The sequence below is a fragment of the Fructilactobacillus sp. X7R7C1 genome, from assembly GCF_059901065.1.
The window spans coordinates 166,469-192,842 of record NZ_JBWXVF010000003.1; the positions used below are offsets into that span (position 1 = coordinate 166,469).

The 26,374-nt window shown below is 37.4% G+C and carries 24 protein-coding genes and 1 other annotated feature; of the genes, 19 read left to right on the top strand and 5 right to left on the bottom strand.

Annotated features, from left to right (window positions below):
• The first annotated feature begins 58 nt into the window (after positions 1 to 58).
• From AC6UDC_RS05680 to AC6UDC_RS05690, 3 genes are all read left to right on the top strand, one after another.
• Positions 59 to 1,195 (top strand): D-alanine--D-alanine ligase family protein, encoded by a 1,137-nt coding sequence (locus AC6UDC_RS05680; protein ID WP_500721701.1) that lies wholly within the window; start codon positions 59 to 61, stop codon positions 1,193 to 1,195.
• Between the two features lie 80 nt (positions 1,196 to 1,275).
• Positions 1,276 to 1,854, top strand: coding sequence for a DNA-3-methyladenine glycosylase I (locus tag AC6UDC_RS05685; protein WP_500721703.1), 579 nt, complete (start codon positions 1,276 to 1,278; stop codon positions 1,852 to 1,854).
• 1 nt (position 1,855) lies between these two features.
• Positions 1,856 to 2,761: a helix-turn-helix domain-containing protein gene (locus AC6UDC_RS05690; RefSeq protein WP_500721707.1), complete on the top strand. Its 906-nt coding sequence runs from the start codon at positions 1,856 to 1,858 to the stop codon at positions 2,759 to 2,761.
• A 20-nt stretch (positions 2,762 to 2,781) separates the two neighbouring features.
• Here AC6UDC_RS05690 and AC6UDC_RS05695 read toward each other — a convergent pair whose 3' ends face one another.
• The 5 genes from AC6UDC_RS05695 to rpsD all read right to left on the bottom strand — a co-directional run bounded on the left by AC6UDC_RS05695 (position 2,782) and on the right by rpsD (position 6,103).
• Complete coding sequence (locus AC6UDC_RS05695) at positions 2,782 to 3,273, bottom strand: universal stress protein (RefSeq protein ID WP_500694366.1); 492 nt, start codon at positions 3,271 to 3,273, stop codon at positions 2,782 to 2,784.
• A 68-nt stretch (positions 3,274 to 3,341) separates the two neighbouring features.
• Positions 3,342 to 3,626: a hypothetical protein gene (locus AC6UDC_RS05700; RefSeq protein ID WP_500696067.1), complete on the bottom strand. Its 285-nt coding sequence runs from the start codon at positions 3,624 to 3,626 to the stop codon at positions 3,342 to 3,344.
• A 6-nt stretch (positions 3,627 to 3,632) separates the two neighbouring features.
• A complete protein-coding gene (locus AC6UDC_RS05705; protein WP_500707364.1) occupies positions 3,633 to 4,916 on the bottom strand; it encodes a replication-associated recombination protein A in 1,284 nt (427 codons plus the stop codon).
• 14 nt (positions 4,917 to 4,930) lie between these two features.
• A complete protein-coding gene (locus AC6UDC_RS05710; protein WP_500707365.1) occupies positions 4,931 to 5,389 on the bottom strand; it encodes a YueI family protein in 459 nt (152 codons plus the stop codon).
• A 108-nt stretch (positions 5,390 to 5,497) separates the two neighbouring features.
• A complete protein-coding gene (gene rpsD / locus AC6UDC_RS05715) occupies positions 5,498 to 6,103 on the bottom strand; it encodes a 30S ribosomal protein S4 (RefSeq protein WP_039144319.1) in 606 nt (201 codons plus the stop codon).
• Positions 6,104 to 6,433: 330 nt separating this feature from the next.
• Between rpsD and ezrA the strand changes: the two genes are divergently transcribed.
• The 16 genes from ezrA (at position 6,434) to rny (ending at position 26,323) form a co-directional block, all read left to right on the top strand.
• Positions 6,434 to 8,152, top strand: a complete 1,719-nt coding sequence (gene ezrA, locus AC6UDC_RS05720) for a septation ring formation regulator EzrA (protein WP_500707366.1) — start codon at positions 6,434 to 6,436, stop codon at positions 8,150 to 8,152.
• Positions 8,153 to 8,265: 113 nt separating this feature from the next.
• Complete coding sequence (locus AC6UDC_RS05725) at positions 8,266 to 9,411, top strand: cysteine desulfurase family protein (protein ID WP_500707367.1); 1,146 nt, start codon at positions 8,266 to 8,268, stop codon at positions 9,409 to 9,411.
• A 33-nt stretch (positions 9,412 to 9,444) separates the two neighbouring features.
• Positions 9,445 to 10,668 (top strand): tRNA uracil 4-sulfurtransferase ThiI, encoded by a 1,224-nt coding sequence (gene thiI, locus AC6UDC_RS05730; RefSeq protein ID WP_500707368.1) that lies wholly within the window; start codon positions 9,445 to 9,447, stop codon positions 10,666 to 10,668.
• Positions 10,669 to 10,710: 42 nt separating this feature from the next.
• Positions 10,711 to 10,914, top strand: a binding site (T-box leader).
• A gap of 36 nt (positions 10,915 to 10,950) precedes the next feature.
• Positions 10,951 to 13,617 (top strand): valine--tRNA ligase, encoded by a 2,667-nt coding sequence (locus AC6UDC_RS05735; RefSeq protein ID WP_500707369.1) that lies wholly within the window; start codon positions 10,951 to 10,953, stop codon positions 13,615 to 13,617.
• A 49-nt stretch (positions 13,618 to 13,666) separates the two neighbouring features.
• Positions 13,667 to 15,010, top strand: coding sequence for a bifunctional folylpolyglutamate synthase/dihydrofolate synthase (locus AC6UDC_RS05740; protein ID WP_500707370.1), 1,344 nt, complete (start codon positions 13,667 to 13,669; stop codon positions 15,008 to 15,010).
• A 107-nt stretch (positions 15,011 to 15,117) separates the two neighbouring features.
• Complete coding sequence (locus AC6UDC_RS05745) at positions 15,118 to 16,122, top strand: rod shape-determining protein (protein WP_500694426.1); 1,005 nt, start codon at positions 15,118 to 15,120, stop codon at positions 16,120 to 16,122.
• A 59-nt stretch (positions 16,123 to 16,181) separates the two neighbouring features.
• Positions 16,182 to 17,030, top strand: coding sequence for a rod shape-determining protein MreC (mreC, locus tag AC6UDC_RS05750; protein WP_500694374.1), 849 nt, complete (start codon positions 16,182 to 16,184; stop codon positions 17,028 to 17,030).
• Complete coding sequence (mreD, locus tag AC6UDC_RS05755) at positions 17,014 to 17,562, top strand: rod shape-determining protein MreD (protein WP_500694375.1); 549 nt, start codon at positions 17,014 to 17,016, stop codon at positions 17,560 to 17,562. The genes mreC and mreD overlap by 17 nt, the downstream gene beginning before the upstream one ends.
• Before the next feature lie 18 nt (positions 17,563 to 17,580).
• Positions 17,581 to 18,261 carry a septum site-determining protein MinC gene (locus tag AC6UDC_RS05760; protein ID WP_500694376.1) on the top strand — a complete coding sequence of 227 codons (681 nt, stop codon included), beginning with the start codon at positions 17,581 to 17,583 and terminating at the stop codon, positions 18,259 to 18,261.
• Positions 18,261 to 19,064: a septum site-determining protein MinD gene (minD, locus tag AC6UDC_RS05765; RefSeq protein ID WP_500694377.1), complete on the top strand. Its 804-nt coding sequence runs from the start codon at positions 18,261 to 18,263 to the stop codon at positions 19,062 to 19,064. Before AC6UDC_RS05760 ends, minD begins: the two co-directional genes overlap by 1 nt.
• 67 nt (positions 19,065 to 19,131) lie before the next feature.
• The gene (yfmF, locus tag AC6UDC_RS05770; RefSeq protein WP_500694378.1) at positions 19,132 to 20,394 is read left to right on the top strand and encodes an EF-P 5-aminopentanol modification-associated protein YfmF; all 1,263 of its coding nucleotides are present in this window, start codon (positions 19,132 to 19,134) and stop codon (positions 20,392 to 20,394) included.
• Positions 20,387 to 21,673: an EF-P 5-aminopentanol modification-associated protein YfmH gene (yfmH, locus tag AC6UDC_RS05775; protein ID WP_500721709.1), complete on the top strand. Its 1,287-nt coding sequence runs from the start codon at positions 20,387 to 20,389 to the stop codon at positions 21,671 to 21,673. Before yfmF ends, yfmH begins: the two co-directional genes overlap by 8 nt.
• Positions 21,674 to 21,744: 71 nt before the next feature.
• A complete protein-coding gene (locus AC6UDC_RS05780) occupies positions 21,745 to 22,710 on the top strand; it encodes a helix-turn-helix domain-containing protein (protein WP_500694380.1) in 966 nt (321 codons plus the stop codon).
• A 73-nt stretch (positions 22,711 to 22,783) separates the two neighbouring features.
• Positions 22,784 to 23,365, top strand: a complete 582-nt coding sequence (gene pgsA, locus AC6UDC_RS05785) for a CDP-diacylglycerol--glycerol-3-phosphate 3-phosphatidyltransferase (RefSeq protein WP_500694381.1) — start codon at positions 22,784 to 22,786, stop codon at positions 23,363 to 23,365.
• A 23-nt stretch (positions 23,366 to 23,388) separates the two neighbouring features.
• Positions 23,389 to 24,627 (top strand): competence/damage-inducible protein A, encoded by a 1,239-nt coding sequence (locus tag AC6UDC_RS05790; protein ID WP_500721713.1) that lies wholly within the window; start codon positions 23,389 to 23,391, stop codon positions 24,625 to 24,627.
• Positions 24,628 to 24,766: 139 nt separating this feature from the next.
• On the top strand, positions 24,767 to 26,323 hold the full coding sequence (gene rny / locus AC6UDC_RS05795) for a ribonuclease Y (protein WP_500721716.1): 1,557 nt from the start codon (positions 24,767 to 24,769) through the stop codon (positions 26,321 to 26,323).
• The last annotated feature ends 51 nt before the right edge of the window (positions 26,324 to 26,374 follow it).

Sequence of the window (26,374 nt, forward strand, 5' to 3'; positions counted from 1 at the left end):
TACCGGTTAATTTTTGTGTTATAATTAAGTTTCTATTATAAACGACAGAGGTGCGAATATGACTAAAAATAAGAAGCACGTCGCGTTATTATTTGGTGGTAATTCATCAGAACACGACGTCTCAAAAAGATCCGCGCATAATATTTATGATGCGATGGACAAGGATAAGTATGAAGTCAGCTTATTCCTAATTACTAAGGATGGAATCGTCTTGAGCGATGATGCTTCACATCGTGTATTTGATGGTGAAGATGAAACGGATGTGGAAAAAGATGAGATTTTAAATCTCGACATGAATAATCCGCTAGCTCCCATTATTAATTTCGATAGCGCTAAAGATATTGACGTTTTCTTTCCCATTATTCACGGAAACTTAGGGGAAGATGGAACCATTCAAGGGCTATTACGTCTAATGAATAAGCCCTACGTTGGAAGTGGAATCTTAGCTTCTGCAATGTCTTATGATAAGGATATTACTAAGAAAATCCTAGATGAAGCAGGCATTAACAATACCAAATACGTCTTATTGACTCCAGATAATCGTAAAGATTGGAATTATGCTAAATTATCTAAAAAGCTCGGTTCATTAATGTTTATCAAACCAGCCAATCAAGGTTCTTCCATCGGTATTCATCAGGTGCATAATCAAGAGGAATTGGATAGCGGACTAGAAGAGGCTTTTCGTTATGACAACAAAATTTTGATTGAGGAAGCAATTGAGGGACCAGAAGAAGTCGAAATTTCTATTTTAGGAAATGAAAATCCCATGGCATCAAAACTAGGGGCAATTAAAGTTCCAGCAGATGACAAATTCTATACCTATGACAACAAGTTCGTGGATGCCAGTCAGGTCCAATTTACCATTCCAGTTGAATTGCCAGATGGTGTCGATGATCAAATCACGAACATGGCATTAGACGCTTATAAGGCCCTTGGATTAAAGGGAATGGCACGAATTGATTTTCTTGTTTCAAAGGATTTTAAGCCGTATTTGAGTGAAGTTAACACATTACCGGGCTTTACCAATATTTCTTTGTATCCGCAACTTTGGGAAGCTTCTGGAATTAGTTATACCGAATTAATCGATAAATTGATTGAACTAGCTTATGCTGAATTTGACCGTCAATCTAAAATTTTGCATGACTTTAAGCCGCTTCAAAAGGGCGATCAGAAAAAAGTATATAAGGATAAATAATAAAAAAAGATTATGACATAGTCATAATCTTTTTTTATTTGAAGATTGTTCTTCGTATATACTTATAAGAGGTGATAATAATGGAAAGATGTAACTGGGCAACTAGGAGTCCACGATTAATGAATTACCATGATACGGTGTGGGATGTTCCAGATTATGACGAAAAAGCATTATTTAGAGAACTGTCACTAGAAATAATGCAGGCAGGACTTCAGTGGAATTTAATTTTGAAGAAGTTAGACGGACTGGATAGCATTTATCATAATTTTGATTTTAACTATTTGTCTACTCATGCAGAAACCATCAAAGACACTGCAATGAGTGACAAACGTGGAATTAGAAATCGATCGAAACTTGATGCCATTTTAATCAATGCCAAGATTGTTTTTGAGTTAGAGGGAAAGGGGATTCATTTTTTTGACCAATTATGGCAGCAGGTGAATTATACCCCCGTTGATCATTTAATTATTGATGATCAAATCGATATTTCGGAAATGAGACCAATGATTAAAAAATTTAATCAGGTTTTTCAAATGTATCATTTTAAAAGAGTTGGGCCCACAACACTCTATTCGTTTTTACAAGCTTCAGGGATCATTAATGATCATAACGTTAATTGTTTTAGACACGATGAAATTTTGAATCGTCAAGGGAGATGACGTGCAATTGGAAGTCATAATGCCCTCAAAAGCGCTATTGAAAAAGATTGGAGCGAGAATTAAAAAACGCCGAATTGATATTCATATGACGCAGTCGGAGCTTGCCAAAGGACTATGTACTCAGTCAACCATCAGTGCGCTTGAAAATGATGGGTGTTTTAATCAATGGGTGATTATTCCAGAAATTGTGTCCCGATTGGGATTGAACTTAGACGAAGTTTGTTCTGATGAAAAGTATTGCTATGCTAAAAAAATACTGAAGAAAGTTGAATGCATTCTACTTCATTATCATTTCAAGAAAGCTAATACGATTATTGAAACAATTAAAGTTGAGAATATTGATTCAAGAGAAATCAAAGGAAGATATTATTGTGAACGTGGTTTTGCGGAACTATTTTGTGGTTTTTCTTTAGATGAAGTAATCCTATGCTTTCATACTATGATTGACTCGTGTTCCGTCAAAACAAATTTTATTTGTACTGCATGGAGTTATTTGGGCATTGCAATCTCATATCGGAGATTGGGATGTCAAAAATTGGCTCGTAAGTATTTGGATGATGCTTTGGTGAGGATGGGGCAATTGCTACATCGAAGAGAAATGAATACAATTGATCGATATGTTGTCATTAAGTTAGGACTTGCCATTGTCACTTTCGCATTTGTAGCTAACGATAATCAACTAGTGATTTCTGAATCCAATGTTATGATATCTTACCTAAAACGCAAGTATTCCTTCTATTGTTTGAAATCATTTTATAGTTTGAAATATTTGAGTTATAAACGAGAAAAACTGTTTGAAAAGGCAGAAAGCACCCAAATTAAAATCAATCTTTTGAAAGGAGTAAGAGATAGCGGGCGGATTGATAAATTATTAAAAATTGCTAAAACAAAAAATCATTCGAAATAATCATCGAATGATTTTTTGTTTTACTTAGAAACTTTTTGTTTTCCTTTTTTAGGATCAACTTTTTGATTATTTAGATTTGTTCTTACAACTAATACATCACAGACCGCCATCCTAGTGACATATTCAGTTACTGAACCAATTAGTAACCGTTCAACACCATTTAACCCGGTTGCACCGATCATGATTAAATCAATATCGAGTTTGTCTGGAATTTCCTTTGAGATGATTGTTTTCGGTGCGCCATATTCGATTGAATAATCAACTTTGTTAACGCCATCATCCTTAGCTTCTCTGGCGTACTGTTCGAGTGTTTTTTTAGCGTTTTGAGTTACTTCTTCAACTACTGATGTATCAAAACTAGAGATATTTTGAAATGCTCGTGTGTCTACAACGTGGACAATGTGTAAATGAGCATCATTACGTTTGGCAACGGCAACGGCCTTTTTAAAAGCCAACTCGGATTCGTATGAACCATCAACGGGAACTAAAATATTATTGTATTCTTGTAGCATAAAAACCACCTCGATGTTTTATTTAACTTAATTCTAGTATTTTTTAATTGAAAAGTCAGATATAAAGGTTATTTATCCATGTATTGAATGATGAATAGTTCTGGAATCACAGCACACAAACACCCCGCACATAAGACTAGCAGAGTAAAAACAGTGTTATCGAAAAATATTGAAATAATTCCTAAAATTGCTACCACAATTAGAATGACACCACTAATGAGTAAGATGATGCTTAATGAGGTAAACTTTTCGGGATGAAACAGTAGGAAACTTTTATGAGCATGGGTTAAAAAATAAATTCCGTTAATAATTAAAATTACGGAGAAAAATAACATTAAAACTTTGATGAGCATCGACAATTATTCCTTTCCGACATGCTTTTCAGCCTCGTTGATTTTTTCATATTGATCAGCTAGAGCTCTTTCGTATTTACCGTTCAGCTTTGGTTGGTAGTACTTGGCATTCTTAATTTTGTCAGGAAGATACTGTTGTTTAACCCAATCATTGGGATAATTATGTGGGTATTTATAACCGACGTGTCCTAGTTTTTTGGCACCCTTGAAGTGGGCATCTTTTAAGTGCTCAGGAATGTCTCCGTAATTGCCAGTTTTTACGTCAGATAAAGCCTTATCAATCGCTGTAATTCCTGAATTTGATTTTGGTGAAAGACAAAGATCAATGATGGCATCAGACAGTGGAATTCGTCCTTCAGGGAGACCGAGTTTATCAGCAGCTTGCACTGCCGATACTGTTCTGGAAGCAGCAGCCGGATTAGCTAACCCAATGTCTTCATACGCAATTACCATTAATCTTCTGGTTAGGGAGTTTAAATCCCCTGATTCAATTAACCTCGAGGCATAGTGTAGGGCTGCGTTAACATCGGAGCCACGAATTGATTTTTGAAGTGCTGACATCACGTTGTAGTGAGCGTCGCCATTTTTATCTTGACTCAGTGCTTTCTTTTGTAAACAAGCTTCAATATCAGCCAGAGTAATGTGAATGATGCCATCTTGGTCAGGTGTGGTGGACTTGGCAGATAATTCTAGAGCATTTAAAGCGCTTCTTAAATCGCCATTGGTGCTGTGAACTAAAAAGCTCATGGCGTTATGGTCAAGTTTGATCTTTAGATTACCTAAGCCATTTTGCTTGTCCGCTAGTGCCCGCTTAACGGCTTTGGTTATGTCATCACTGGTTAATGGATGAACTTGAAAAATTTCTGTTCTAGAACGAATGGCCGGACTGATATTGATATAGGGATTTTCTGTCGTTGCACCAATTAAGATAATTTGCCCACTTTCTAGTAGTGGTAACAAAAAATCTTGCTTGGTCTTATCTAACCGATGGATTTCATCTAGTAATAACACTACCGTTCCACTCATTTTAGCTTCTTCAGCTACCGCCTGGAGGTCCTTTTTGGTATCAGTTGCTGCATTTAACATCCGAAAAGCATATTTAGTCGAACCCGCAATTGCACTTGCAATGCTGGTTTTTCCGGTACCAGGTGGCCCATATAAAATCATTGATGAAAGCATTTTAGCTTTTACCATGCGATCAATAATCTTGCCCTTGCCAACCAAATCCTGTTGGCCAACAATATCTTCAATTTTAGTGGGCCTCATTCTGTAGGCGAGGGGCTTTTGCATTCTATAGCTTCTTTCTACTTAAATAACCGTGAAAACCATGATTGATGTTTTTTAGGTTGATCGTTGTCATGTTTGGCGTTAACCTTACTAGGATCAAAATCAATATGGTCTTTATTAATTGCCTCTGGAGCGACTAAGACTACCGCATATTGATCGGGCATCGTACCATAAGCGCTGTTGTTTTTTAAAGTAAAGTTGGTGTTATTTTGACTGGCTAACTTCATGTACGGTTGTTGCTGTTCTTCAGCTATATTGCCGTTAATGAAGAGTTGATAAGTGGGGTGTTGTTTCATTTCTTTACTTAACTGATCGATTGCATCCTGGTTTTTATCTTCAGAAACCGTAATGGCGAAGTCGACCCGTTCTCGAAAAGTTCCCAAGTATTTTCGTTGCTCATCTGGGTTAATTTGAGGGGAGTTTCCACTCATTGCTTGATCAAGTCGATTTTGAACTGATCCTTTGTCATCTGTCATAATATTTGCTCCTTATTGAGTATTTACTACATTTTAACATTAAAGAAATTGGAGATACAAAAAGGCGGTCTCAATCGAGATCGCCTTTTCTTTAACAGACACAATATTTTAACGGTTGTAGTATTCAACAACTAATGAAGTATCGATGTCTGCATTTAATTCATCTGGTTGTGGATATCTAGTCAATGAACCCTCAAGCTTATCAGCATCAAATGATACATAAGCAGGGCGGCTCACAACTGATTCGACAGCTTCTTTGATGATGCCCATGTCCTTATCCTTTTCACGAACACCGATCACTTGACCGGGCTTTACTTCGTAAGAAGGGATATCAACCCGCTTGCCATCAACGGTAATATGACCGTGGTTAACTAATTGTCTAGCTTGTCGTCTAGTGGTAGCTAAGCCTAAACGGTAAACCATATTATCTAAACGGCTTTCAAGCATAATTTCAAAGTTATCACCATGCTTACCCTCACGGATTTTACCAGAGCGGTTAAACAATGAGTAAAATTGACGTTCAGTTAAACCATACATGTAACGTAATTTTTGCTTTTCACGTAATTGAACACCATATTCTGAAAGTTTTTGACGACGACCTTGGCCGTGAACACCTGGAGCATATGGACGACGTTGTAATTCCTTACCAGTACCTGATAAAGAAACTCCAAGACGACGAGAAATTCTCCAACTTGGACCTGTATATCTTGACATAAATGAATCCTCCAATAAAATATTTGGAGTAAAATAACGATGTACGCTTAGTATTCGTGCATATCCCTCTGAACTTTCGCCTCAGCAGCCAGTGGGTTACTAATTAAACTACAAGTAGCAAGGACATGTTGACGAGCTTACCGCATACTGCTGCATTATTTTACACAAACTCAATTATATGAAATTAGCACTTAAAAGTCAATGCAACGTTGCAGTCGATGATCTTAAAAACTCAGAATGCTATCATAAATTTTTTCCATTTATGATATAATTACTTTAATAACGAGGAAAAGTTTATACATAATTAATTTGTTGAAGGACGGGTATTTAATGGTTAACGTCATTATTGGAATTTTAGTTGTAGTAGCTGTAATTTATTGTGCCGTGGTCATGTATCAGCACCATTTATTAAAAATTGCTGAAACAATTGAAAAACGCGTTAAGCGCCTAAATGATTTGAATCTGCAAGATGAGATTAATAAGGTGAAAGATATCGGCCTCACCGGTGATTCATTAAGTAGCGTTAATAGTGCTCAAGCTGATTTTGATAACGTTACTAATAACTTACTTCCTTCCGTCAAAAATAACGTTGAAGCGGTAAAAAGTGACGCAAAGGGAATTAACTTTGTTAAGACACGGGAAGTTTGCTTAGATGCGGAACAACAAATTAAAACCTCAGAAGATGATGTAAGGGTAATTCGTCAGTTTTTAGCTAAAATGAATCAGCTGAATTCTGAACATAAGAAGGCCATTACTGATTTAGAAGGTCGTTATAAAGAACTTCGAAAAGAATTGCTTACTAAGAATGCTTCCTTTGGGCCCGCAATTGATGCGCTTGAAAATCAGTTGTCGACGATTGAAGGGACCTTTGATGATTTTTCTAATCTATCAAAAAATGGTGATCACGAAAAGGCTGATAAAATTCTTGGTGATTTAAATAAGTCAACTAATCAGTTAGAAGCTGATGTGCAACAAATTCCTCATTTATATGCTACTAATAATGTAGAATTTAAAAATCAAATTGATGAGATTAGCTCAACTCATTCTAAAATGAATGCAAGTGGGTATGAATTTGCTGATGATGAATTTGACGTCTCTTTAGAGGAATTAAGAACAGCCGTTTCCGATAACCTTGAAAATATTGCTCACCTTGATTTAAAATTGGCCAAGGATTCTGATAGTGAGATTGAGACCAAGATTGATCGTCTTTACGATTTAATGGAAAAGCAATTAATTGCTAAGAAAAAAGTTGATAAAGGATTTAAGATCACCGGAGAATATATCCAACACGCCAAAAAACAAAATCAGGTTTTAATCGATGAATTAGATCGACTCAGTCATAATTACTCACTAGAACATGGTGAGATTGATAAGGCCAATGCTTTAGGAAAACAAATTGATGAAATTGAAGCTACCTATAAAAAAGATCGTGAGGCAATTGACAACAAGAAAGCCATTTATACTCACATCCTTGACAACGTTACTAGTAGCGATAGTCAATTAACGGAGATTGAAAAGAAACAACGGGCCATTAATGATTCGGTTGCTGACTTTAAGGATGAAGAGCAGAAGGCCCATCAGGTCTTAGATGATCTTGATTTGGAACTTCATGGGATTCAGCGTAAGATTGATGAGCTGAATTTACCGGGTATATCACAGGATTACATTGACTACTTTGGCATTGTGGCTGACGAGATTAAGGATCTTAATCGGACGATGGATAAGGTCAAGATTAGTATGGATGATGTTCAAAAACAGTTAAGCGTGATTAAATCAGATCGGGATACTCTTGAAGAGAAGACTGATGATTTGATTGATAGCTCATCGCTTGCTGAGCAAGTGATGCAATATGCCAATCGTTATCGAAATTCTGATCCAGAGATTAACAGAGCACTGGTAAAAGCTAAGCATCTGTTTGACGATGAATATAAGTATCCTGAAAGCTTAGAAACGATTGCCACTGCGATTGATAAAGCCAATCCTGGATCCTACAAGCGAATTGAAAATACTTATTACAAAAATAAGCAAGATTCACAAAATCAAAAGTAAGCACGAACAAGCTGAATTAGAGTTGGAACAATTCAGCTTGTTTTTATTATGTTTCAATGCTGGTATAATAAATCTTGTTGTAATTTGGACGAATTAGAAAGAGAGGGTACCAAATGATTTACTTTGATAATAGTGCGACGACTAAAGTAGATAGTCAGGTTTTGGATACCTATAATCAGGTAAGTGAAAAGATCTGGGGAAATCCTTCCAGTCTTCATAACTTTGGTCAACAATCGTTTAATCTATTGAATCAATCAAGAAATCAAATTGCGAGAATTTTAGGAGTAGAACCTAACGAAATCTACTTTACTAGTGGAGGAACTGAAGGTGACAATTGGGTTATAAAGGGAACCGCCAAAGAGAAACATCAATTTGGTAAGCATATCATCACTTCTTCTGTTGAACATGCAGCGGTGAAAAATTCAATGCACGCTTTAGAAGATTTGGGATTTGACGTTACTTATTTACCCGTTGATAAAGAGGGACGAGTTTCAGCAAAAGATTTAGAATCCGCTATTAGACCGGATACTATCTTGGTGTCAATCATGGCGGTTAATAATGAGATGGGCGCCATTGAACCCATCAATGAAATTAATGATGTCTTAAAACAATATCCCAAAATTCATTTTCATGTTGACGCCGTCCAGGCTGTTGGGAAAGGTCTACACGATTTGGTTTTCAATGATCGAGTTGATTTTGTCACATTCTCTGGGCATAAATTTCATGCTCCCAGAGGAATTGGTTTGATATATGGGAAAAACGGTCGTAAGATTGCTCCATTAATGGATGGTGGTGGCCAAGAACGAGGGCAACGGAGTGGGACTGAGAATCTGCCTGCGATAGTAGGGATGGCTAAAGCACTCAGAATCATTTCGGATCATGAATCTGAAAGCATTGCACGTGAACAAAAGATCAGAGAACGAATTTATGCTCATATTACTAAGTTCAACAAGGTTCATCCTTTCTCCGGTTTATCAGACCACTTTGCTCCACACATTCTTTGCTTTGCAATTGAAGGAGTGAAAGGTGAAACGATCGTGCATGCCTTTGAAGAACATGGGATTTACATTTCTACTACGAGCGCTTGTTCATCCAAAAAAGAGGAAACGGCAGGAACTTTAGATGCTATGGGAGTAGACCCAAGCATCGCTCGCAGTGCCGTTCGAATCTCCTTAGGAGACAAAAATACTTTAGATGAAGCTGATAAGTTTAATCAAATATTTGATGAATTGTACGAAGAATTCAAAAAGTTAAGTTAGATAATCATTAAAGAATAGTAAAGGAGTGAGGGTGTGAAGTATAGTGAGATTATGGTTCGTTACGGCGAACTGTCCACAAAGGGAAAAAATCGCAGGGTCTTTATTGGGCAGCTGGGACATAACATTAGGCAAGTTTTAAAACAGTTTGATGGAGTCACCGTTGACGCCCAACGGGATCGGTTACATGTTAGTTTGCATGGTCAAGATGCAGCTCCAGTGATGGCAGCCTTAAAAAAAGTCTTTGGAATTGAGACTTTTTCACCAGTTGTTAAGTTGGAAAAAAATACCCCAATTGAAGACATTCAGAAAAAGGCACTCGCAATGATTTCGAATCAATTCCAGAGTGGTCAAACATTTAAGATCTCAACTAACCGTCAAAATAAAGATTATCCACTAAACACTTATCAAGTGAATGATGAGGTTGGCGGGTATGTCTTAGATCATTTAGATGGAATTAAAGCTCAAATGAAAAGACCTGACATCAACTTACAGATTGATGTCAGAATGTCTGGCATCTATTTATCAAGTGAGACGATTCAGGGAGCATTAGGACTACCAGTTGGAACTGGAGGACGTGGTACCATGATGCTTTCAGGAGGCATTGATTCACCCGTTGCGGCTTACATGGCCATGAAGCGTGGGGTAAAGTTAGATATGATTCATTTCTACAGTCCTCCATACACTAGTGAACAAGCGCTAGCAAAAGCTAAGGATTTGACGGCTAAACTTTCGGCATTAGGTGGAACCGTTGATTTTATCCAGGTCCCATTTGCTAAGATTCAAGAAGAGATTAAAGAAAAAGTTCCAGAGGGTTACTTGATGACGGTTCAGCGCCGGATGATGTTGAGAATTGCCGCAGCAATTACCATTGCACGTCATTGTGATGGAGTATTTACCGGTGAGTCGTTAGGACAAGTTGCTTCACAGACGTTAGAAAGTATGCGCGCCATTAATGATGTGACTAATTTGCCAGTTCTACGTCCGTTGCTTTCTTTGGATAAGACTGAGATTATTAAGATTGCTGAACGAATTGACACCTATGATTTATCAATTCTTCCTTATGAGGACTGCTGTACGATCTTTACTCCACCAGCACCGAAAACAAAGCCGGACGTGGAGAAAGCCAGAAAGTTTGAAAAAAACATTGACGTGGATGGTTTAATGAAAGAAGCCATTGAGGGTATTACGATCAGTAAGATTCACCCAAATGATGATTATTTGAACGCTAATGAAGATGTTTTTTCAGAATTACTTTAATGTGATTGACTAAAGATTGTAAATTGAGTAATATTTATTATGTTAAATGCTTTGATCAAGAGGTTGGTTGTTATGACGCACAGAGAGTGGACATGTGCTGGAAAGTCCATGCGTTCAAACGATCATTGTTGCTTGTGAGCAGTTATGTTGAATGAATTAAGATGTAATCGGTACTAGCCGTTATCTAGTTAAGTTGGAATTAGCAATAATTCAATTTAGGTGGTACCGCGAGCATTCGTCCTATTCTGGACGGATGCTTTTTATTTTAAATGAGGTGAAGAAATGGCAAAAGAAGTAGATATGTCAACGAAATATGATCCCAACTCAGTTGAAGCAGGGATGTATAAGAAATGGCTTGATGAGGATGTTTTCAAGCCAAATGGGGATAAAAAGGCAAAACCATATTCAATTGTTTTACCTCCGCCAAATGTGACCGGTAAGCTTCACTTGGGTCACGCCTGGAATACTACTCTTCAAGACATGTTAATTAGACAGAAACGGATGCAAGGTTATGATACCGTTTGGATTCCTGGGATGGATCATGCGGGAATTGCAACTCAAGCAAAAGTTGAAGCCATGCTTAACGAGAAGGGGATCTCGCGGTACGATTTAGGTCGTGAAAAATTTGTCGATAAGGTTTGGGAATGGAAAGACGACTTTGCTGATACGATCCATAAACAGTGGGCCAAACTGGGGTTATCACTTGATTACAGTCGTGAACGCTTTACGTTGGATGATGGTTTGTCAAAAGCCGTCAGGAAAGTATTTGTTGACTTGTATAATCAAGGGTTAATTTACCGTGGTGAATACATTATTAATTGGGATCCAAAGGCTCGGACTGCTTTATCTGATATTGAAGTTATTCACAAAGATGATAAAGGCGCTTTCTATCACGTTAAGTATCCGTTTGCTGATGATACTAAATTTAATGGAAAGAATTACATTGAAATCGCTACAACTCGTCCTGAGACTATGATGGGTGATACTGCTATCGCAGTGAACCCAAGTGATGATCGTTATAAAGATTTAGTAGGTAAAGAGGTCGTTGTTCCACTCGTAAATCGGACGATTCCGATTATTGCCGATCAGTACGTTGATCCTGAATTTGGGACTGGAATGGTTAAGATTACCCCAGCCCACGATCCTAATGATTTTAAAGTTGGGAACAGACATGATTTAAAACGGATTAATACCATGAACGAAGACGCTACGATGAACGAAAATGCTGGGAAGTATGAAGGCATGGATCGTTTTGATGCTCGAAAGGCAATGGTCAAGGACCTTGAAGATCAAGGCTTGATGATTAAAATTGATCCCATTGTTCACTCAGTTGGTCATTCTGAAAGAACCGGAGTTCAGGTTGAAGCTCGTCTTTCGACTCAATGGTTTGTAAAAATGAAACCATTGGCCAAAAAGGCAATGGAGAATCAAAAGACCAATGATGCGGTTAGTTTCATTCCAGAACGATTTGAGCATACCTTTATGCAATGGATGGAAAACGTTCATGATTGGGTTATTTCAAGGCAACTATGGTGGGGACATCGGATTCCTGCCTGGTACAATAATGAGACTGGCAAGATTTACGTTGGCGAAAACGCTCCTAAGGATCCCGAAAACTGGACGCAAGATCCAGACGTGTTGGATACCTGGTTTTCATCAGCTTTATGGCCATTTACAACCCTTGGTTGGCCTGATACTGACTCAAAAGATTATCAACGCTATTTTCCTACCAACACGCTTGTAACTGGTTATGATCTGGTATTCTTCTGGATCTCAAGAATGATTTTTCAAAGTTTACATTTTACCGGTAAGCGTCCATTTAAAAACGTGCTGTTACATGGTTTAATCCGTGATGAACATGGGGTTAAGATGAGTAAGTCTTTAGGTAACGGGATTGATCCAATGGATGTTATTGATCAGTACGGAGCCGATGCCTTGAGATGGTGCCTTTCAACTGGAACAACGCCTGGACAGGACATGAAGTTTAGTTATAGTAAGGTCGAATCAGCCTGGAATTTTGTCAATAAGATTTGGAATGCCAGTCGTTATGTCATCATGAATTTAGGTGACATGTCTAAACCAGAGTTACCAGCTCAATCAGAATGGAATTTATCCGATCGATGGATTCTTTCGAAATTAAACTCTGTTGTTAAGCATGTTACCGAAGAATATGACAAGTTTAACTTTGGTGAAGCCAACCGTTCACTTTATGATTTTATTTGGAATGATTTTTGTGATTGGTACATTGAAATGAGTAAGGAAATTTTGACTGGCTCAGATGAAAAAGCCAAACAAAACACGCGAAATATCCTAGCGTACGTTTTGGATCAAATCTTGCGATTACTCCAACCAGTTATGCCATTTGTTACTGAAAAGATTTGGCTTTCAATGCCGCACGTTGGTGAATCATTGGTGGTAGCTGCGTATCCAGTAACTCATGATGAATTTGATGATAAAAAAGCAGAATCAAATATGAATCATCTGATTGATGTTATTAAAGCAGTCAGAAATATCCGTTCGGAGGTTAATGCACCCCTATCTAGTCCAGTTGACATTCTAGTTAAAACTAAGAATTCCGATTTGAAAAAGGTACTAGAAGATAACAGTGACTACATTGAACGATTTGGTCACCCTGATAAGTTAGAGATTGGTTCTGACATTAATATTCCTAAATTGGCTATGACATCGATAATTACTGATGCTGAGATCAGCATCCCACTGGATGAACTGGTTGACCTCAATGATGAAAAAGAACGGCTACAAAAAGAAGTCCAAAAATTTGAATCGGAAGTCAAACGAGCACAGAAAAAACTAGCTAATAAAAAGTTTGTAGACAATGCTCCAGAGACAGTTGTCAATGAGCAAAAAGAAAAGCAAACCGACAATGAGGCTAAACTTAAAGCCGTTAAAATCCGACTTAAAGATGTAATCGATGCTTTAAATAAGTAAAATACGAGGCTCAGCTAAACAGCTGAGCCTTCTTTTTAGAGGAGTTGCAATGGTGATTGATAGTTACAGTGCAGCATTAAAGTATATCCATGGTAGACCACGAATTAAAAAAGAACCACCTAAAAAGCGGATGGCTCACTTTATGAAGAAATTGGATTTTCCAGAAAAAACGCTAAACTGCATTCACGTAGCGGGAACTAATGGAAAGGGCTCATGTGTTGCCTATTTGAGTAACATGTTAATGGCTTCTGGACTCTCAGTTGGAACCTTTACTTCACCATTTATGATTAAGTTCAACGAGCGGATCAGTGTGAATAATCAACCAATTTCAGATGATGAAATTTTAGAGTTGGTGCGTGAAATTAAGCCGATTGTCGATGAAATTGATAAGAATGATCCTGATTTAGGTCCCTCTGAATTTGAAATCATTTGCGCTATGATGTTCATCTATTTCCGTGATCATCCCGTTGACGTTGTGATTGTGGAGGCCGGAATTGGAGGAAGATCCGATTCAACCAACGTGGTTAATTCGGAAATGTCAATTATTACTACCATTGGGATGGATCACATGGCACTGCTTGGTGATTCGGAAGAAAAAATTGCGGATAATAAGGCTGGAATTATTCGCCAAAACCGTCCATGTGTGATTGGAGGAATCAAAGAAGGTCCGAGAAAGGTGATTGAACGAGCAGCTATAAAATTAGATAGTCCAATTTGGGAATTAAAGCGTGATTATCAATTCGTGCCGGTAAATCAAAATCATTTTAATTTTTCAAGTGCTCATTTGAACATTGATAACATTTCAATGAAACAAATTGGAAGCTTTGAAATGGAAGATGCTGCAATTGCGATTGAAGCTTTCTTGGTTTATGCGTTTAATTATTTAAACATGACAGAACCATCCATGATTTCTTCGGTCAAAGCGGGAATTAGTTCAACAAAATGGATTGGAAGGATGGAAGTAATTAATAATGATCCCACGATTATGATTGATGGGGCACATAATGTCCCAGCAATTCGGAGCCTTTTGTCGTCGCTTCGTTTTAGAAGTAGTAAGTGGAGAAATTCTCATCTTACAATTGTGATGGGGGTTTTCGCTGACAAACAGTATCCAGAAATGCTAAAAATTGTTAAGTCTTTGTCTAATAGTGACGTTATTTTGACACGGTTTTCTGCGGGAGAAAAGCGAGCAAGTGCTGACTTTTCTAAACTTGATATCAATAACTTTCCCAATGTTTCATTAGTTAGCGATTGGCATAAAGCACTGAACAAATCGGTAAAAAAGGTCCGTGACAGTAAAAATGATAATCAGTTAATTTTGGTTACTGGATCGCTGTTATTTATCTCGGAAGTTAGAAAATATATTAAAGAAAATGAAGAAAAACTTAAGTAACTAATTTTGGCCTTATATTTCTGACTGATATAAATGCAGTATGATATACTAGTCTTATCAAAGTAATTACTTAAAAATTAAAACTTAAAATTGAAGGGATGAATAAATTGTTCGGATTAGGTACAAAAAACATCGGAATCGATTTAGGAACCGCTAATACCATTGTTTATGTTGATGGAAAAGGAATCGTTTTACGAGAACCCTCTGTGGTTGCTAAAAATACAAAAACTGGCGAGATTGTTGCTGTTGGTCAACAAGCCGAATCTATGATTGGTAGAACGCCTGCCAGCATTGAAGCTATTCGTCCAATGAAAGACGGTGTAATTGCTGATTATGATACTACTGTGACCATGATGAAATATTATATCGATAAAGCATTGGGAAGCCACGGTGGTAAGCCTTACGTAATGGTTTGTGTTCCAAGTGGTATCACTGCTGTGGAAAAGCGTGCCGTAATTGATGCTACTCGAGTTGCTGGAGCAAAGGATGCTTATGTAATCGAAGAACCATTTGCTGCTGCAATTGGTGCCGGTCTACCAGTTATGGATCCAACTGGAAGCATGGTTGTTGATATTGGTGGTGGAACTACCGACGTCGCTACTATTTCTCTTGGTGGGATCGTATCATCACGTTCGGTGAGAATGGCTGGTGATAAGTTGAACGAAGTGATCGTTACCTTTATCAGAAAAAATTATAATGTGCTAATTGGTGAGCCAACTGCAGAACATTTGAAATGCACCATTGGTTCTGCATCAATTGGTGCCGCAAAGGACATGAATGATGAAACCGTTCGTGGAAGAGACTTACTGACCGGCCTTCCTAAGTCAGTTGAAGTAACTGCGGAGGATGTGGCTTCTGCAATGCACGAAGACATTCTTGAGATTATCACTACGATTAAAGAAACTCTAGAAGAGACATCTCCTGAAATTTCTGCTGATGTGATTGATCATGGAATTGTTCTTACCGGTGGCGGTGCTCTACTCAAAAATCTCCCAGAAGTAGTATCAGATGCCACTCAAGTTCCTGTGACAATTGCCAAAGATCCGATGGATTGTGTAGCAATTGGAACCGGTGAATCGCTTAAAAGTATTGAGGCAATGAATAGAAAATAAATTGGATAAGCGGGGATGAATTCCCGCTTATTTATTTTAAGCACGTACGGAGGATTATTATGCACAAGTTTTTTTCAAGTCGAAAGCTAGTAATCATTGTCGTTTGCTTAATTATTGGCTTAGGTTTGATTAGTGGGTCAGTGGCAGTGCGAAAAAATCGTGCTACTCCTCCATTGATTCAACAAGTTGGAAATGATGTTGTTGGATTTGGCGATCGAATTGTTAGTATTCCTGCCAATGGCGTTGGCTCATTGTTTGGTGCCACTGATAATTTGTTAAATACTTATCAGGAAAATAATCATTTAAAGGGTCAGGTTGAACAATTAGCTCAAACTCAAGTTAAAAATCAAGCACTGGAAAATGAAAATGAAAAATTAAGACAACAGTTAAATATCAAGGGGACTCCCACGGACTACAAGGCGATTAATGCTAGCGTAATTACTAGGACGCCATCTTCATGGCAAAATCAACTGATCATTAATAAGGGATCGGCTGCAGGAGTTCAAAAGAACATGTCTGTAATTGTTAATTCTGGATTAGTTGGTCGGGTTGCTGAAGTTAATAAGACCAACAGTAAAGTCGAACTAATCACCGACAAAAGTGATACTGCTAGTCGTTTTGCGGTTCAGGTTCAAGGAGAAAAGAAAGTCGTTAATGGATTAATTGACGGTTATAATCGTGATACTAATGAGTTGGTAATGGGAAGTGTTACTAATCAAGACAAGATCAAGACTGGGACGAAAGTTATGACTAATGGTCTTGGTGGCGTGACTCCTAAGGGACTTTATGTCGGAAAAGTTGCTGGAACTAAACAAAATAGTGATGGTATTTCTGAAAAAGTCAACATTAAACCAGCTGCAAACATGGATGATATTGAGGCGGTGACCGTAATTGGCAAGAAGGATTAGAAGAGGAAGTCCAATGAGACGTCCTTCCCGGTTAAAGTTCTTATATCCAATTGGGTTGGTCATTTCATTTCTACTGGAAGGAACGATTTCTAAACTTTTTTCACCAGTACTTTTTGGCAAATTTTCAATGGTACCTTACTTAACCTTATTGTGGTTGGTAATGGCCACTCTTTTTGCGCGCCATGAAAAATTACACATGGGCTGGTGGGCCTTAGGAATTGGAATCGTTTATGATATTTATTACGTTGGAATTATTGGGATCTTTACGTTTGCATTTCCGCTGGTGGTTTATATTAATCGAATGGTTTTAAAATTTGTGCGTGAAAACATGGTCACTTCATCTCTACTTTATGTTGGGGATGTTTTGGTGGTATTTATTTTGAGCTACTTAGGTGACCGAATTGCACATATTGCCTCTCTTAGTGGTGTACAGTTATTGATTTATACTTTAGGGCCAACGTTAGTGTTGAACCTGATCTTATTTGTAATTCTGTATCTCCCAATCAGGGCACTTTTCAATTATTTTAGTTAAACTAGGAGCATTGACTGTATGGAAAATGTAGTTTTAAAGGGTACTCAAAATGGTTATGAAATTAATATTTCTGATACCAGTAGTTTTGATAGTGACATTAATGAATTCAAGAACTTGATGGAACAACTTAGTAGTGGAAAAGAGTTAGGGAATGCTAAACAATTTTCTTTTGATGTTTTTACCGGGAATCGGATTCTCACTGGAGCGCAAAAGCAAACATTAAGGGAGATTGTTTCTAAATATCCAAGGATGAGTATCAGGCGATTTATGGCTGATGTGGTTACTACATCAGAAGCATACCGAATCCGGGACTTAAATAAGGTTTCCGTCATTGGGAGAACCATCAGAAATGGTGAAGAGATTACAGCCAAGGGCGACGTCCTTTTTTTTGGTGCCATTCATGAGGGAGGTAAATTACTTGCGGGCGGTAACGTTTATAATTTAGGATATGTGAGAGGAATTGTGCACGCTGGATTTCCGAACGATGAAGAGGCCATTGTAATTGGCAACTTAAACGATGCCCAGCAGGTTCGGATCGGAGAACAGTTTGATATCGTCAGCGATAATAAGAATAGAATTTCTGAAAACAGCCGTACTGTTATTTACATTAATGACTTACATACTATCGAGTATGGCAATTTAGATCAGATTAAAGACATTAGTCCGAAGTTTTATAATCGAATAGGAGGAACCGAATAATGGGAAAAGCAATCGTTATTACCTCTGGAAAGGGTGGAGTTGGTAAGACAACTACTTCAGCTAACATCGGGACTGCTTTAGCCTTAATGGGGAAGCGCGTCTGTTTGATGGATTTGGATATCGGCCTTAGAAACCTTGACGTGGTTCTTGGACTAGATAATCGAATTATGTATGACATCGTTGACGTTGCCAATGGACGGGTTCCACTGCAAAAAGCATTGGTAAAGGATAAACGCTTTGACGATAATTTATACTTATTACCAGCCGCTCAAAATACAGATAAATCGGCCTTAAAAGAGGACCAAGTTAAAGATATTGTTGATGAATTAAAGCCACAGTTTGATTTCGTGTTGATTGATTGTCCGGCAGGAATTGAACAAGGGTTTCTTAATTCTGTTGCTGGGGCAGATAGTGCCATTGTGGTTACCACACCGGAAATTTCTGCAGTTCGAGATGCAGATCGAATTGTAGGGCTATTAGGGAAGCATCCTTTAAAAGAAGCTCCAAGGTTGGTTATTAATCGAGTTCGACCAAGTATGATGGACAATGGCGATGTAATGGATGTTGACGAAATTACTCATCACCTGGGAATTAGTTTACTTGGAGTTGTAGTTGATGATGATAAGGTGATTACTACTTCAAATCATGGCGAACCAGTAGTTTTAGACACTGATGATCCTGCATCAACGGCTTATCGTAACATCGCACGACGCTTGCTTGGAGAAACCGTTCCATTGATGAAAATTAAGCCACAGAAAAAAGGTTTTTGGTCTAAATTCAAACACGTATTTACAAAGAATTAGTTATACTAATTGATAAAGTTCTCTTAGAATTCTTTCTATGGGAACTTTTTATTTTGGAGGAATTAGTTTGAAAAAAACAATCACAGATGGGGTTCATTTAAATGTTCATGAGAGTAATAAATTCAAAACAACATCGATCACAATTGACTTTGTTGCCCCGTTAAACTATGCAGATTATTCTGCTAGAACCATGGTTTCTGAAATGATGGAAAATTATAGTCACAAGTACGATTCAAAATTAAAGTTGGCTAGAAGACTTTCCGAACTATTTGGTGCCAGCTTTGGAACAAATGTGTTTAAAGTTGGCAATCGTAGTGTGTTGAGAGTGGTTATGAGCTTTGTTAATGATGAATTTACGCTGGATAATTCTGACGTTTTTGACGATGCGTTGACTTTTCTTTCAGAAGTTATTTTTCATCCCAACCTTGATGGTGAACATTACGTCAAGGAACAATTTGAAATTCAACGAAAAAATTTAATTCAATATTTAGATTCTCTTAATGATGACCATCGTTATTATGCAGCGAAGAGAGTTCGAGAGCTTTACTTTTCCGACCAACCCAATTATGCCAATTCAATCATTGGAAATCAGGAGCAAATTAAAAACTTAGAAAATGTAGCTGTTGTAAGAGAGTGGGAAAACCTTCTTAAAAACGACGATATTTATATTTCGATTTTAGGCGATCTTTCGGAGAAACAAACTCAGATGATTGAGACGCATCTACCGTTTTTACCCAGAAGGAAATTTAATGAGCCAATGAATCGCAATTTTAGCTCCTTACCGATCAGGACTCAGGTTGAAAAAATTAATGGAGAACAATCCAAGTTTGATTTAGCTTTTGATTTTCCTATTTTCGTAAATGATAATGACTATTACGCGGCAATTGTTTTTAATGCTTTACTTGGGGGAGCCCAACAATCATTAATGTTTCATAATATTCGTGAAAAACATAGCTTAGCATATTACATTTCGAGTAATTATAATTCTACTTTGGGGTATGTGTTAATTGAAAGTGGCATTAACTCGGGAGATGTGGATCAAGTTAACCAGTTAATTGATGAGCAAGTTAGTTTAATTCAGAAACAAGAGTATTCGGATCAGCGATTTTTAGACATTAAATCAGCATTGATTGATGGATATTATTCTAAATTTGATAGCCAACGCCGAACGCTTAATGGTGATTTTATTAATGAACTATATGGGATCGATTTGAGCCCCAGTCAATGGATTAATAGAGTTAGAGGGGTTACCAGTGACGATGTAAGTCAAGTAGCTTCGAAGTTTAAATTGCGGGCTAAATTTTTATTGGAAGGAATTAATAATGGTTGAAATTAAGTATGACAAGCTAAATGAAACGGTTTACCGCTATCAATTAGATAACGGAATGAAAGTATTTATTGACTCTAAGCCAGGCTTTCATTCGACCTACGGCATTTTAAACGTTCATTTTGGTGCAATTAATAATTTGATTTTGGAAAATAAACGATCCCGAAAGATGCCGCTCGGAATTGCTCATTTTTTGGAACATAAAATGTTTGATAAACAAAATTATGATTCAAGTGATCAGTTTGGCAAATTTGGATCGGATTCAAATGCGTTTACGAGTTTTGATCAAACCAGTTATCTTTTCAATACAACTAATCATGTTGGTGATAATTTAGATGTTTTAGTTGATTTGGTTCAGCATCCGTATTTTGACGAAAAAAAAGTTCAAAAAGAGCAGGGCATCATTGGACAGGAAATTATGATGTATCAAGATGATCCCGGTTCTAGAATTTATTTTGATACGATCGGAAATATGTATCATAACTCTCCACTTGATCATGATATTGCGGGCACAATTGATTCAATTGCCAAAATTACGACAGAAGACTTGTATGCAATGTATAACCAGTATTATGTTCCAAACAATATGGATTTAATGCTCGTTGGAAATGTCAACGAGAGTGATGCGATTGAAAGGATTGAAAGACTTGAAAGAACCATTCCCTCAATTAGTCAATCTGAGATTTTAACCCTGAAGCGGCAAACGAACGATGCCATTAAGAAAAGCTCGATTATATCAGATGAGCACACTACTATGAATTTGACAAGAGGGAAAGTTGCGGTTGGATTTAGAGGACCTGACGAGATTAGTAGTGGGGTCCAATTCACTAAAAACGAATTATCACTGGGATTGTTTTTGTCGATGATTTTTTCTGAAGATGCTGAGCCATATCAAAAACTCTATTCCAAGGAGATCATAAATGATTCGTTTGGTTATGACTTTGATCTAGAAGATGGTTATCAATTTGTGATCTTTGTAGAGGATTCAAATCGTCCAGAAGAGTTTCAAAAAGCCGTTGAACGTGAAATTGAGAATGGATTAAATGACGACGCAAAATTGTCTAAGATTTTTAACCTAATTAAACGAGAAGAGATTGGACAGTATATTTCACTTATGAATTCCAACTCGGCTATTGCGAATCAAATGGGAGATCCACTAAATGGATATACCAATCTTTTTGATGAAATTCAAATCTTAAACCAACTTTCCGTTCATGAGGTAATTGATTTTGCTAGTAAATTCTTTGACTTTAATAAAACAACTTTGAAGGTTATTTCCTAATGTATATCTTTTTTTAAGGTAACGCGTTGTGATATACTGACAATGAAATCTAAAACGATGGGGTTTTACATATGGATAAAGAAGAAAAAAATCAAAAAAGTGTAAACATTGGTCAATTATTGCGTAAGGCTAGAGTTGACTCAGGAATTTCAATTGATGACGTTCAAAAGAAAACTAAAATTCAAAAACGTTATTTAGAAGCAATTGAACAAGATGACTTTAAGGCACTGCCTGGTGATTTTTACGTTCGTGCTTTTGTTAAACAGTTTGCAGATGCAGTTGGTTTAAACGGAAGCGAGTTTATTCAAAAATATGACTCCGAGCTTCCTGGTGGAGAAAAGTTTGGCTCTTCTGAGGACGATAACGGTGAGGGTCAAAATAACATTAAGGAAAATCCTCAACCAGTTCAGTCTGAGATGCCCAAACAACGTTCTGTTAGACATCACTCAACGAGTCCAGAATCAGGCCCTTCAGGATCTGGTGTGAAGAAACTAATTCCGATTGTTGGAATTGTGGTCATTGTGATTATTATCATTGGCGTCATCTGGGTTGGAGCCGGAAAGTTAGCTCATCACAATTCAGATACTACTTCAAGTACAACGTCTGTTTCCGTATCTTCGGATAGTTCAAGTTCGATGGCCAGCTCGCGTTCGAAGAAGGCCGCTCAGGATAAGGCCAAAGAGGCCAAAACAAAGAATCAGAATAACCAAGGAACCCAGATTGCTAAGGGTGCTAATGAGAACGAGTACAATGTTAAAACCAATGAAAAAGAAACAAAGGTCACTTTAAAGGGAAATGCTAAGTCTTGGTCAGCTGTTTCGGTTAATGGATCACAGGTTTGGCAGGGAACTTTAAATCCCAACCAGACTCATGATGTCACCATTCCTGCTAACACGAAAGAATTTAACGTTAACCTCGGCAATGCCCCCGCTACTGACATCACGATTAACGGTCAAAAAGCTAATTTAGAGAAGCCCGCTAACAATGGGAATGCTCAAGTTAGAAATGTCACTTTTAAAATTACAAATAAACTTTAACCCAAACCTAAATAACGATCTGTTAAAGATAGCAGGTCGTTATTTTAGCGTTTAACCTCAGGAGGATAAACTTTTGAACTTACCAAATAAATTAACTTTATTTAGAATAATTTTAATACCAATATTTTTAATTTTACTGGTTGTGCCAATGGATCTTGGCAGCGTGATGATCGTGGGAACCATGATTCCAGTTACACAGGTTTTAGCTACCGTGGTATTCATTGTGGCAGCGTTAACGGACTTTTTGGATGGTCAAATTGCGAGAAGACAACACCTAGTGACTAATTTTGGGAAATTCGCTGACCCGTTAGCGGATAAGATGTTGGTAATGTGTGCCTTCATTGTCTTAGTTGGTCTTGGCAGTGTTGCTAGTTGGATTGCGGCTATCATTGTTTGTCGTGAATTAGCCGTGACTGGTTTACGTTTAATTGTTGTTGAAAATGATGGTGAAGTTGTTGCGGCTGCGTGGCCAGGCAAGATTAAAACCTTTTTCCAGATGATTGCGATTATTATTCTGTTATTAAATAATGCATTATTTAATAACATTAATCTTCCGATGGGCCAAATCTGTTTATACATCTGCTTATTCTTTACCATTTACTCTGGTATTGAGTACTTTTACAAGAACCGAAAAGTTTTTTCTGATTCATTTTAATTAATACAGTTAGGAGTGGTTTGATGAATGCTGAAATAATATCAGTTGGGACGGAAATTCTCCTTGGTGAAATTACTGACACCAGTGCGCCCTTTATTGCGCGTCATCTGGCAAATTTAGGAATTGATGTTTACTTTCAAGACACCGTTGGAGATAATTACAAACGGTTAGAAGCTGTTATAAAGCTTGCTGAAAGTCGAAGTAACTTAGTGGTTTTGACAGGCGGGTTAGGTCCTACCGAAGATGACATTACTAAGATTGTGCTAGCTAAGCGTTTGGGTCTTGGGTTAGATACTAATCAAAAAGCACTGGAAAAAATTAATCATTTTCATAAAAATTATCCAATGGAAAAGCCTCAAAATGCTGATATTCAAGCTGAATATATCCACGGTTCGACTGTATTACCAAATGATAATGGTTTTGCTGTTGGTATGTTTCTTACGACTAAGAACTGTGATTACTTGGTTTTACCGGGACCACCAGTTGAGATGCAACACATGTTTACTAAATATGCACTTCCAATTTTGACTAAATTAGCTAGTGGTAATCCCGTTATTGCTTCCAAAGTAATGCGTTTCTTTGGAATTGGTGAAACAGAACTTGAGGACCAATTAAAGCACTTGATTTCTCATCAAACGAATCCAACTTTAGCAACGTACGCCAAGCGAAATGAAGTTACCCTAAGAATTACTGCGAGTGGAAAGAAAAAATCAGATGTCGATCATTTAATTGATGAAATGATCTTTAAAGTAAACTCAGTTGTAGGGAAATATTTCTATGGTTTTGGTGATGATAACTCATTGGCTAAAGTAGCTGTTAATATCCTTAAAAAGAAAGCATTGTCGATCACTGCGGCAGAATCACTTACTGCTGGGATGTTTCAGAGTCGGCTTGGTGATGTCTCAGGTGTCTCTGAGGTTTTCCCAGGTGGATTTGTGACTTATTCGGTTAAAGTGAAAGAGGATGTCTTGCACATTCCAAGCGAAGTGATTGATAAGCATGGAGTGGTTTCATCTGAGACGGCTGTTTGGATGGCTAAAAATTCGAAAGCAATTCTCAATACTGACGTTTCGGTTTCTTTTACTGGAGTTGCTGGACCTGATGAATTGGAAGGACATCCTGCTGGGAATTTCTGGGTAGGAATTTCATTACCTGATGGTGAGGTTAAGACCCGTGAATTTAATTTTGGCAAGGATCGAAATGAAATTCGTGATTACGCTACAAAATGCGGTCTTAAAATGATTTATGATAATTTAAAGTGAAAATAGGAGGATATTGGTTCTCCTATTTTGTACATACTAGTTGACACTAATTTTTCTAAACTTTAGAATTAAGAAGTGAATAACGTTTATGCTAGTTATTTAAATAAATTTTTTATTAGTGATACGGAGGCATATGTAAATGATAGTTACAGTTGTTTCCGCTGTTATCGCTGTCGTTGTTGGTTTTTTGATTGGTCAGTTCACCTATAAGCAGGTATCTGAGAAGAAGTTAGATGCTGCTCATGAAAGTGCAAAAGATATCCTTTCTGATGCTGAAAAGCAAGCTGAGAACTCGCTTAAAGAAGCTAGTTTAGAGGCAAAAGAGAAGGGGAATGCTTATCGACTTCAAGTAGAAAAAGAGTTGAAAAAGCGTCGTCTTGAAGTTCAAAAACAAGAAGATCGTTTGTTGAAACGTGAAGAAACGCTTGATCGAAAGGATAGTGCGTTTGAGAAACGTGATAATTCTTTGGAACGGCAAGAAGAAAAACTTGAAAAAGAAAAGCAAGAACTGACAAAGAAACAACAAAAAGCAGATTCACTTATTGAAAAACGGCAACAGGAAGTTGCCAGAGTTTCTAATTTAACTAAAGAGGAAGCTCGTACGATGGTAATTGATGAGACTAAGCAAGAATTGGCTGATACCCGTGCTCAAATGATTAAAGAGAGTTACGATGCTGCTAAAGAAGCTTCTGCTAAGGATGCTAAAAACTTGATTGTTGAAGCACTTCAACAGAGTTCTGCTGATATTGTCTCAGAGACTACTGTGTCTGTAGTAACTTTACCCAATGATGATATGAAAGGTAGAATCATTGGACGTGAGGGTCGAAACATTAGAACCTTTGAATCATTGACTGGGATTGATCTAATTATTGATGATACTCCCAATGCGGTGGTTTTAAGTGGTTTTAATCCAGTTCGACGTGAAGTCGCCAAAATGGCACTTGAAAAGTTGATTAAAGACGGAAGGATTCATCCAGCACGTATTGAAGAAATGGTTGAGAAGAGTAAAAAAGAACTCGATGCTCAAATTCAAGAGACTGGGGAAAACGTTGTCTTTGATTTAGGGATTCATTCAATGAACCCTGATTTGATTAAATTAATTGGTCAATTGAAATATAAAATTTCATATGGACAAAATGTTTTATCACGCTCCATTCAAGTAGCAAAATTGGCGGGAGTGTTTGCTGCTGAGTTAGGTGAAGATGTTACATTAGCGAAAAGAGCGGGATTGTTGCGTGAGGTTGGTCTGTCGTCAAATAGTGGAACTGATGTTTCATATGTTGATGCTGGGATTGATATTGCAAAGAAATATGGTGAGAGCCCAGAAGTAATTGATACAATTCAATTAGGTGGTCAAAAAAGTGAGCCACATTATATGATTTCAGAATTAGTTGATGTTGCCGATAAGATTTCAATGGCACGACCTGGTGCAAAGAGTGATTCACTTGAAAGCTTCGTTCATCGTTTAGATAAACTTGAAAAAATTAGTAATAGTTTTGACGAGGTTTCCAAGAGTTACGCTGTTCAGGCGGGTCGCGAAATTAGAGTGATTGCCAAACCCGAAAAGATTTCTGACACAGAAGCAATTGTACTTGCCAGAGATATTAAAGATAAGATTGAAAAGGAAATGAATCATCCTGGTCATGTCAAGGTAGATGTGATTCGGGAAGTCCGCTCAGTTGAATATGCCAAGTAAAAGATCAGAGATTATCCTGGTCTTTTTTATTTTGATTTATCAGTGTAAAAT

Excerpts from the sequence above, each read along its gene's own strand:
- AC6UDC_RS05680 (WP_500721701.1), top strand. The coding sequence starts at position 59 with ATGACTAAAAATAAGAAGCACGTCGCGTTATTATTTGGTGGTAATTCA.
- AC6UDC_RS05685 (WP_500721703.1), top strand. The coding sequence starts at position 1,276 with ATGGAAAGATGTAACTGGGCAACTAGGAGTCCACGATTAATGAATTAC.
- AC6UDC_RS05695 (WP_500694366.1), bottom strand. The coding sequence starts at position 3,273 with ATGCTACAAGAATACAATAATATTTTAGTTCCCGTTGATGGTTCATAC.
- AC6UDC_RS05700 (WP_500696067.1), bottom strand. The coding sequence starts at position 3,626 with ATGCTCATCAAAGTTTTAATGTTATTTTTCTCCGTAATTTTAATTATT.
- AC6UDC_RS05705 (WP_500707364.1), bottom strand. The coding sequence starts at position 4,916 with ATGCAAAAGCCCCTCGCCTACAGAATGAGGCCCACTAAAATTGAAGAT.
- AC6UDC_RS05710 (WP_500707365.1), bottom strand. The coding sequence starts at position 5,389 with ATGACAGATGACAAAGGATCAGTTCAAAATCGACTTGATCAAGCAATG.
- rpsD (WP_039144319.1), bottom strand. The coding sequence starts at position 6,103 with ATGTCAAGATATACAGGTCCAAGTTGGAGAATTTCTCGTCGTCTTGGA.
- ezrA (WP_500707366.1), top strand. The coding sequence starts at position 6,434 with ATGGTTAACGTCATTATTGGAATTTTAGTTGTAGTAGCTGTAATTTAT.
- AC6UDC_RS05725 (WP_500707367.1), top strand. The coding sequence starts at position 8,266 with ATGATTTACTTTGATAATAGTGCGACGACTAAAGTAGATAGTCAGGTT.
- AC6UDC_RS05735 (WP_500707369.1), top strand. The coding sequence starts at position 10,951 with ATGGCAAAAGAAGTAGATATGTCAACGAAATATGATCCCAACTCAGTT.
- AC6UDC_RS05740 (WP_500707370.1), top strand. The coding sequence starts at position 13,667 with ATGGTGATTGATAGTTACAGTGCAGCATTAAAGTATATCCATGGTAGA.
- mreC (WP_500694374.1), top strand. The coding sequence starts at position 16,182 with ATGCACAAGTTTTTTTCAAGTCGAAAGCTAGTAATCATTGTCGTTTGC.
- AC6UDC_RS05760 (WP_500694376.1), top strand. The coding sequence starts at position 17,581 with ATGGAAAATGTAGTTTTAAAGGGTACTCAAAATGGTTATGAAATTAAT.
- minD (WP_500694377.1), top strand. The coding sequence starts at position 18,261 with ATGGGAAAAGCAATCGTTATTACCTCTGGAAAGGGTGGAGTTGGTAAG.
- yfmH (WP_500721709.1), top strand. The coding sequence starts at position 20,387 with ATGGTTGAAATTAAGTATGACAAGCTAAATGAAACGGTTTACCGCTAT.
- AC6UDC_RS05780 (WP_500694380.1), top strand. The coding sequence starts at position 21,745 with ATGGATAAAGAAGAAAAAAATCAAAAAAGTGTAAACATTGGTCAATTA.
- AC6UDC_RS05790 (WP_500721713.1), top strand. The coding sequence starts at position 23,389 with ATGAATGCTGAAATAATATCAGTTGGGACGGAAATTCTCCTTGGTGAA.
- rny (WP_500721716.1), top strand. The coding sequence starts at position 24,767 with ATGATAGTTACAGTTGTTTCCGCTGTTATCGCTGTCGTTGTTGGTTTT.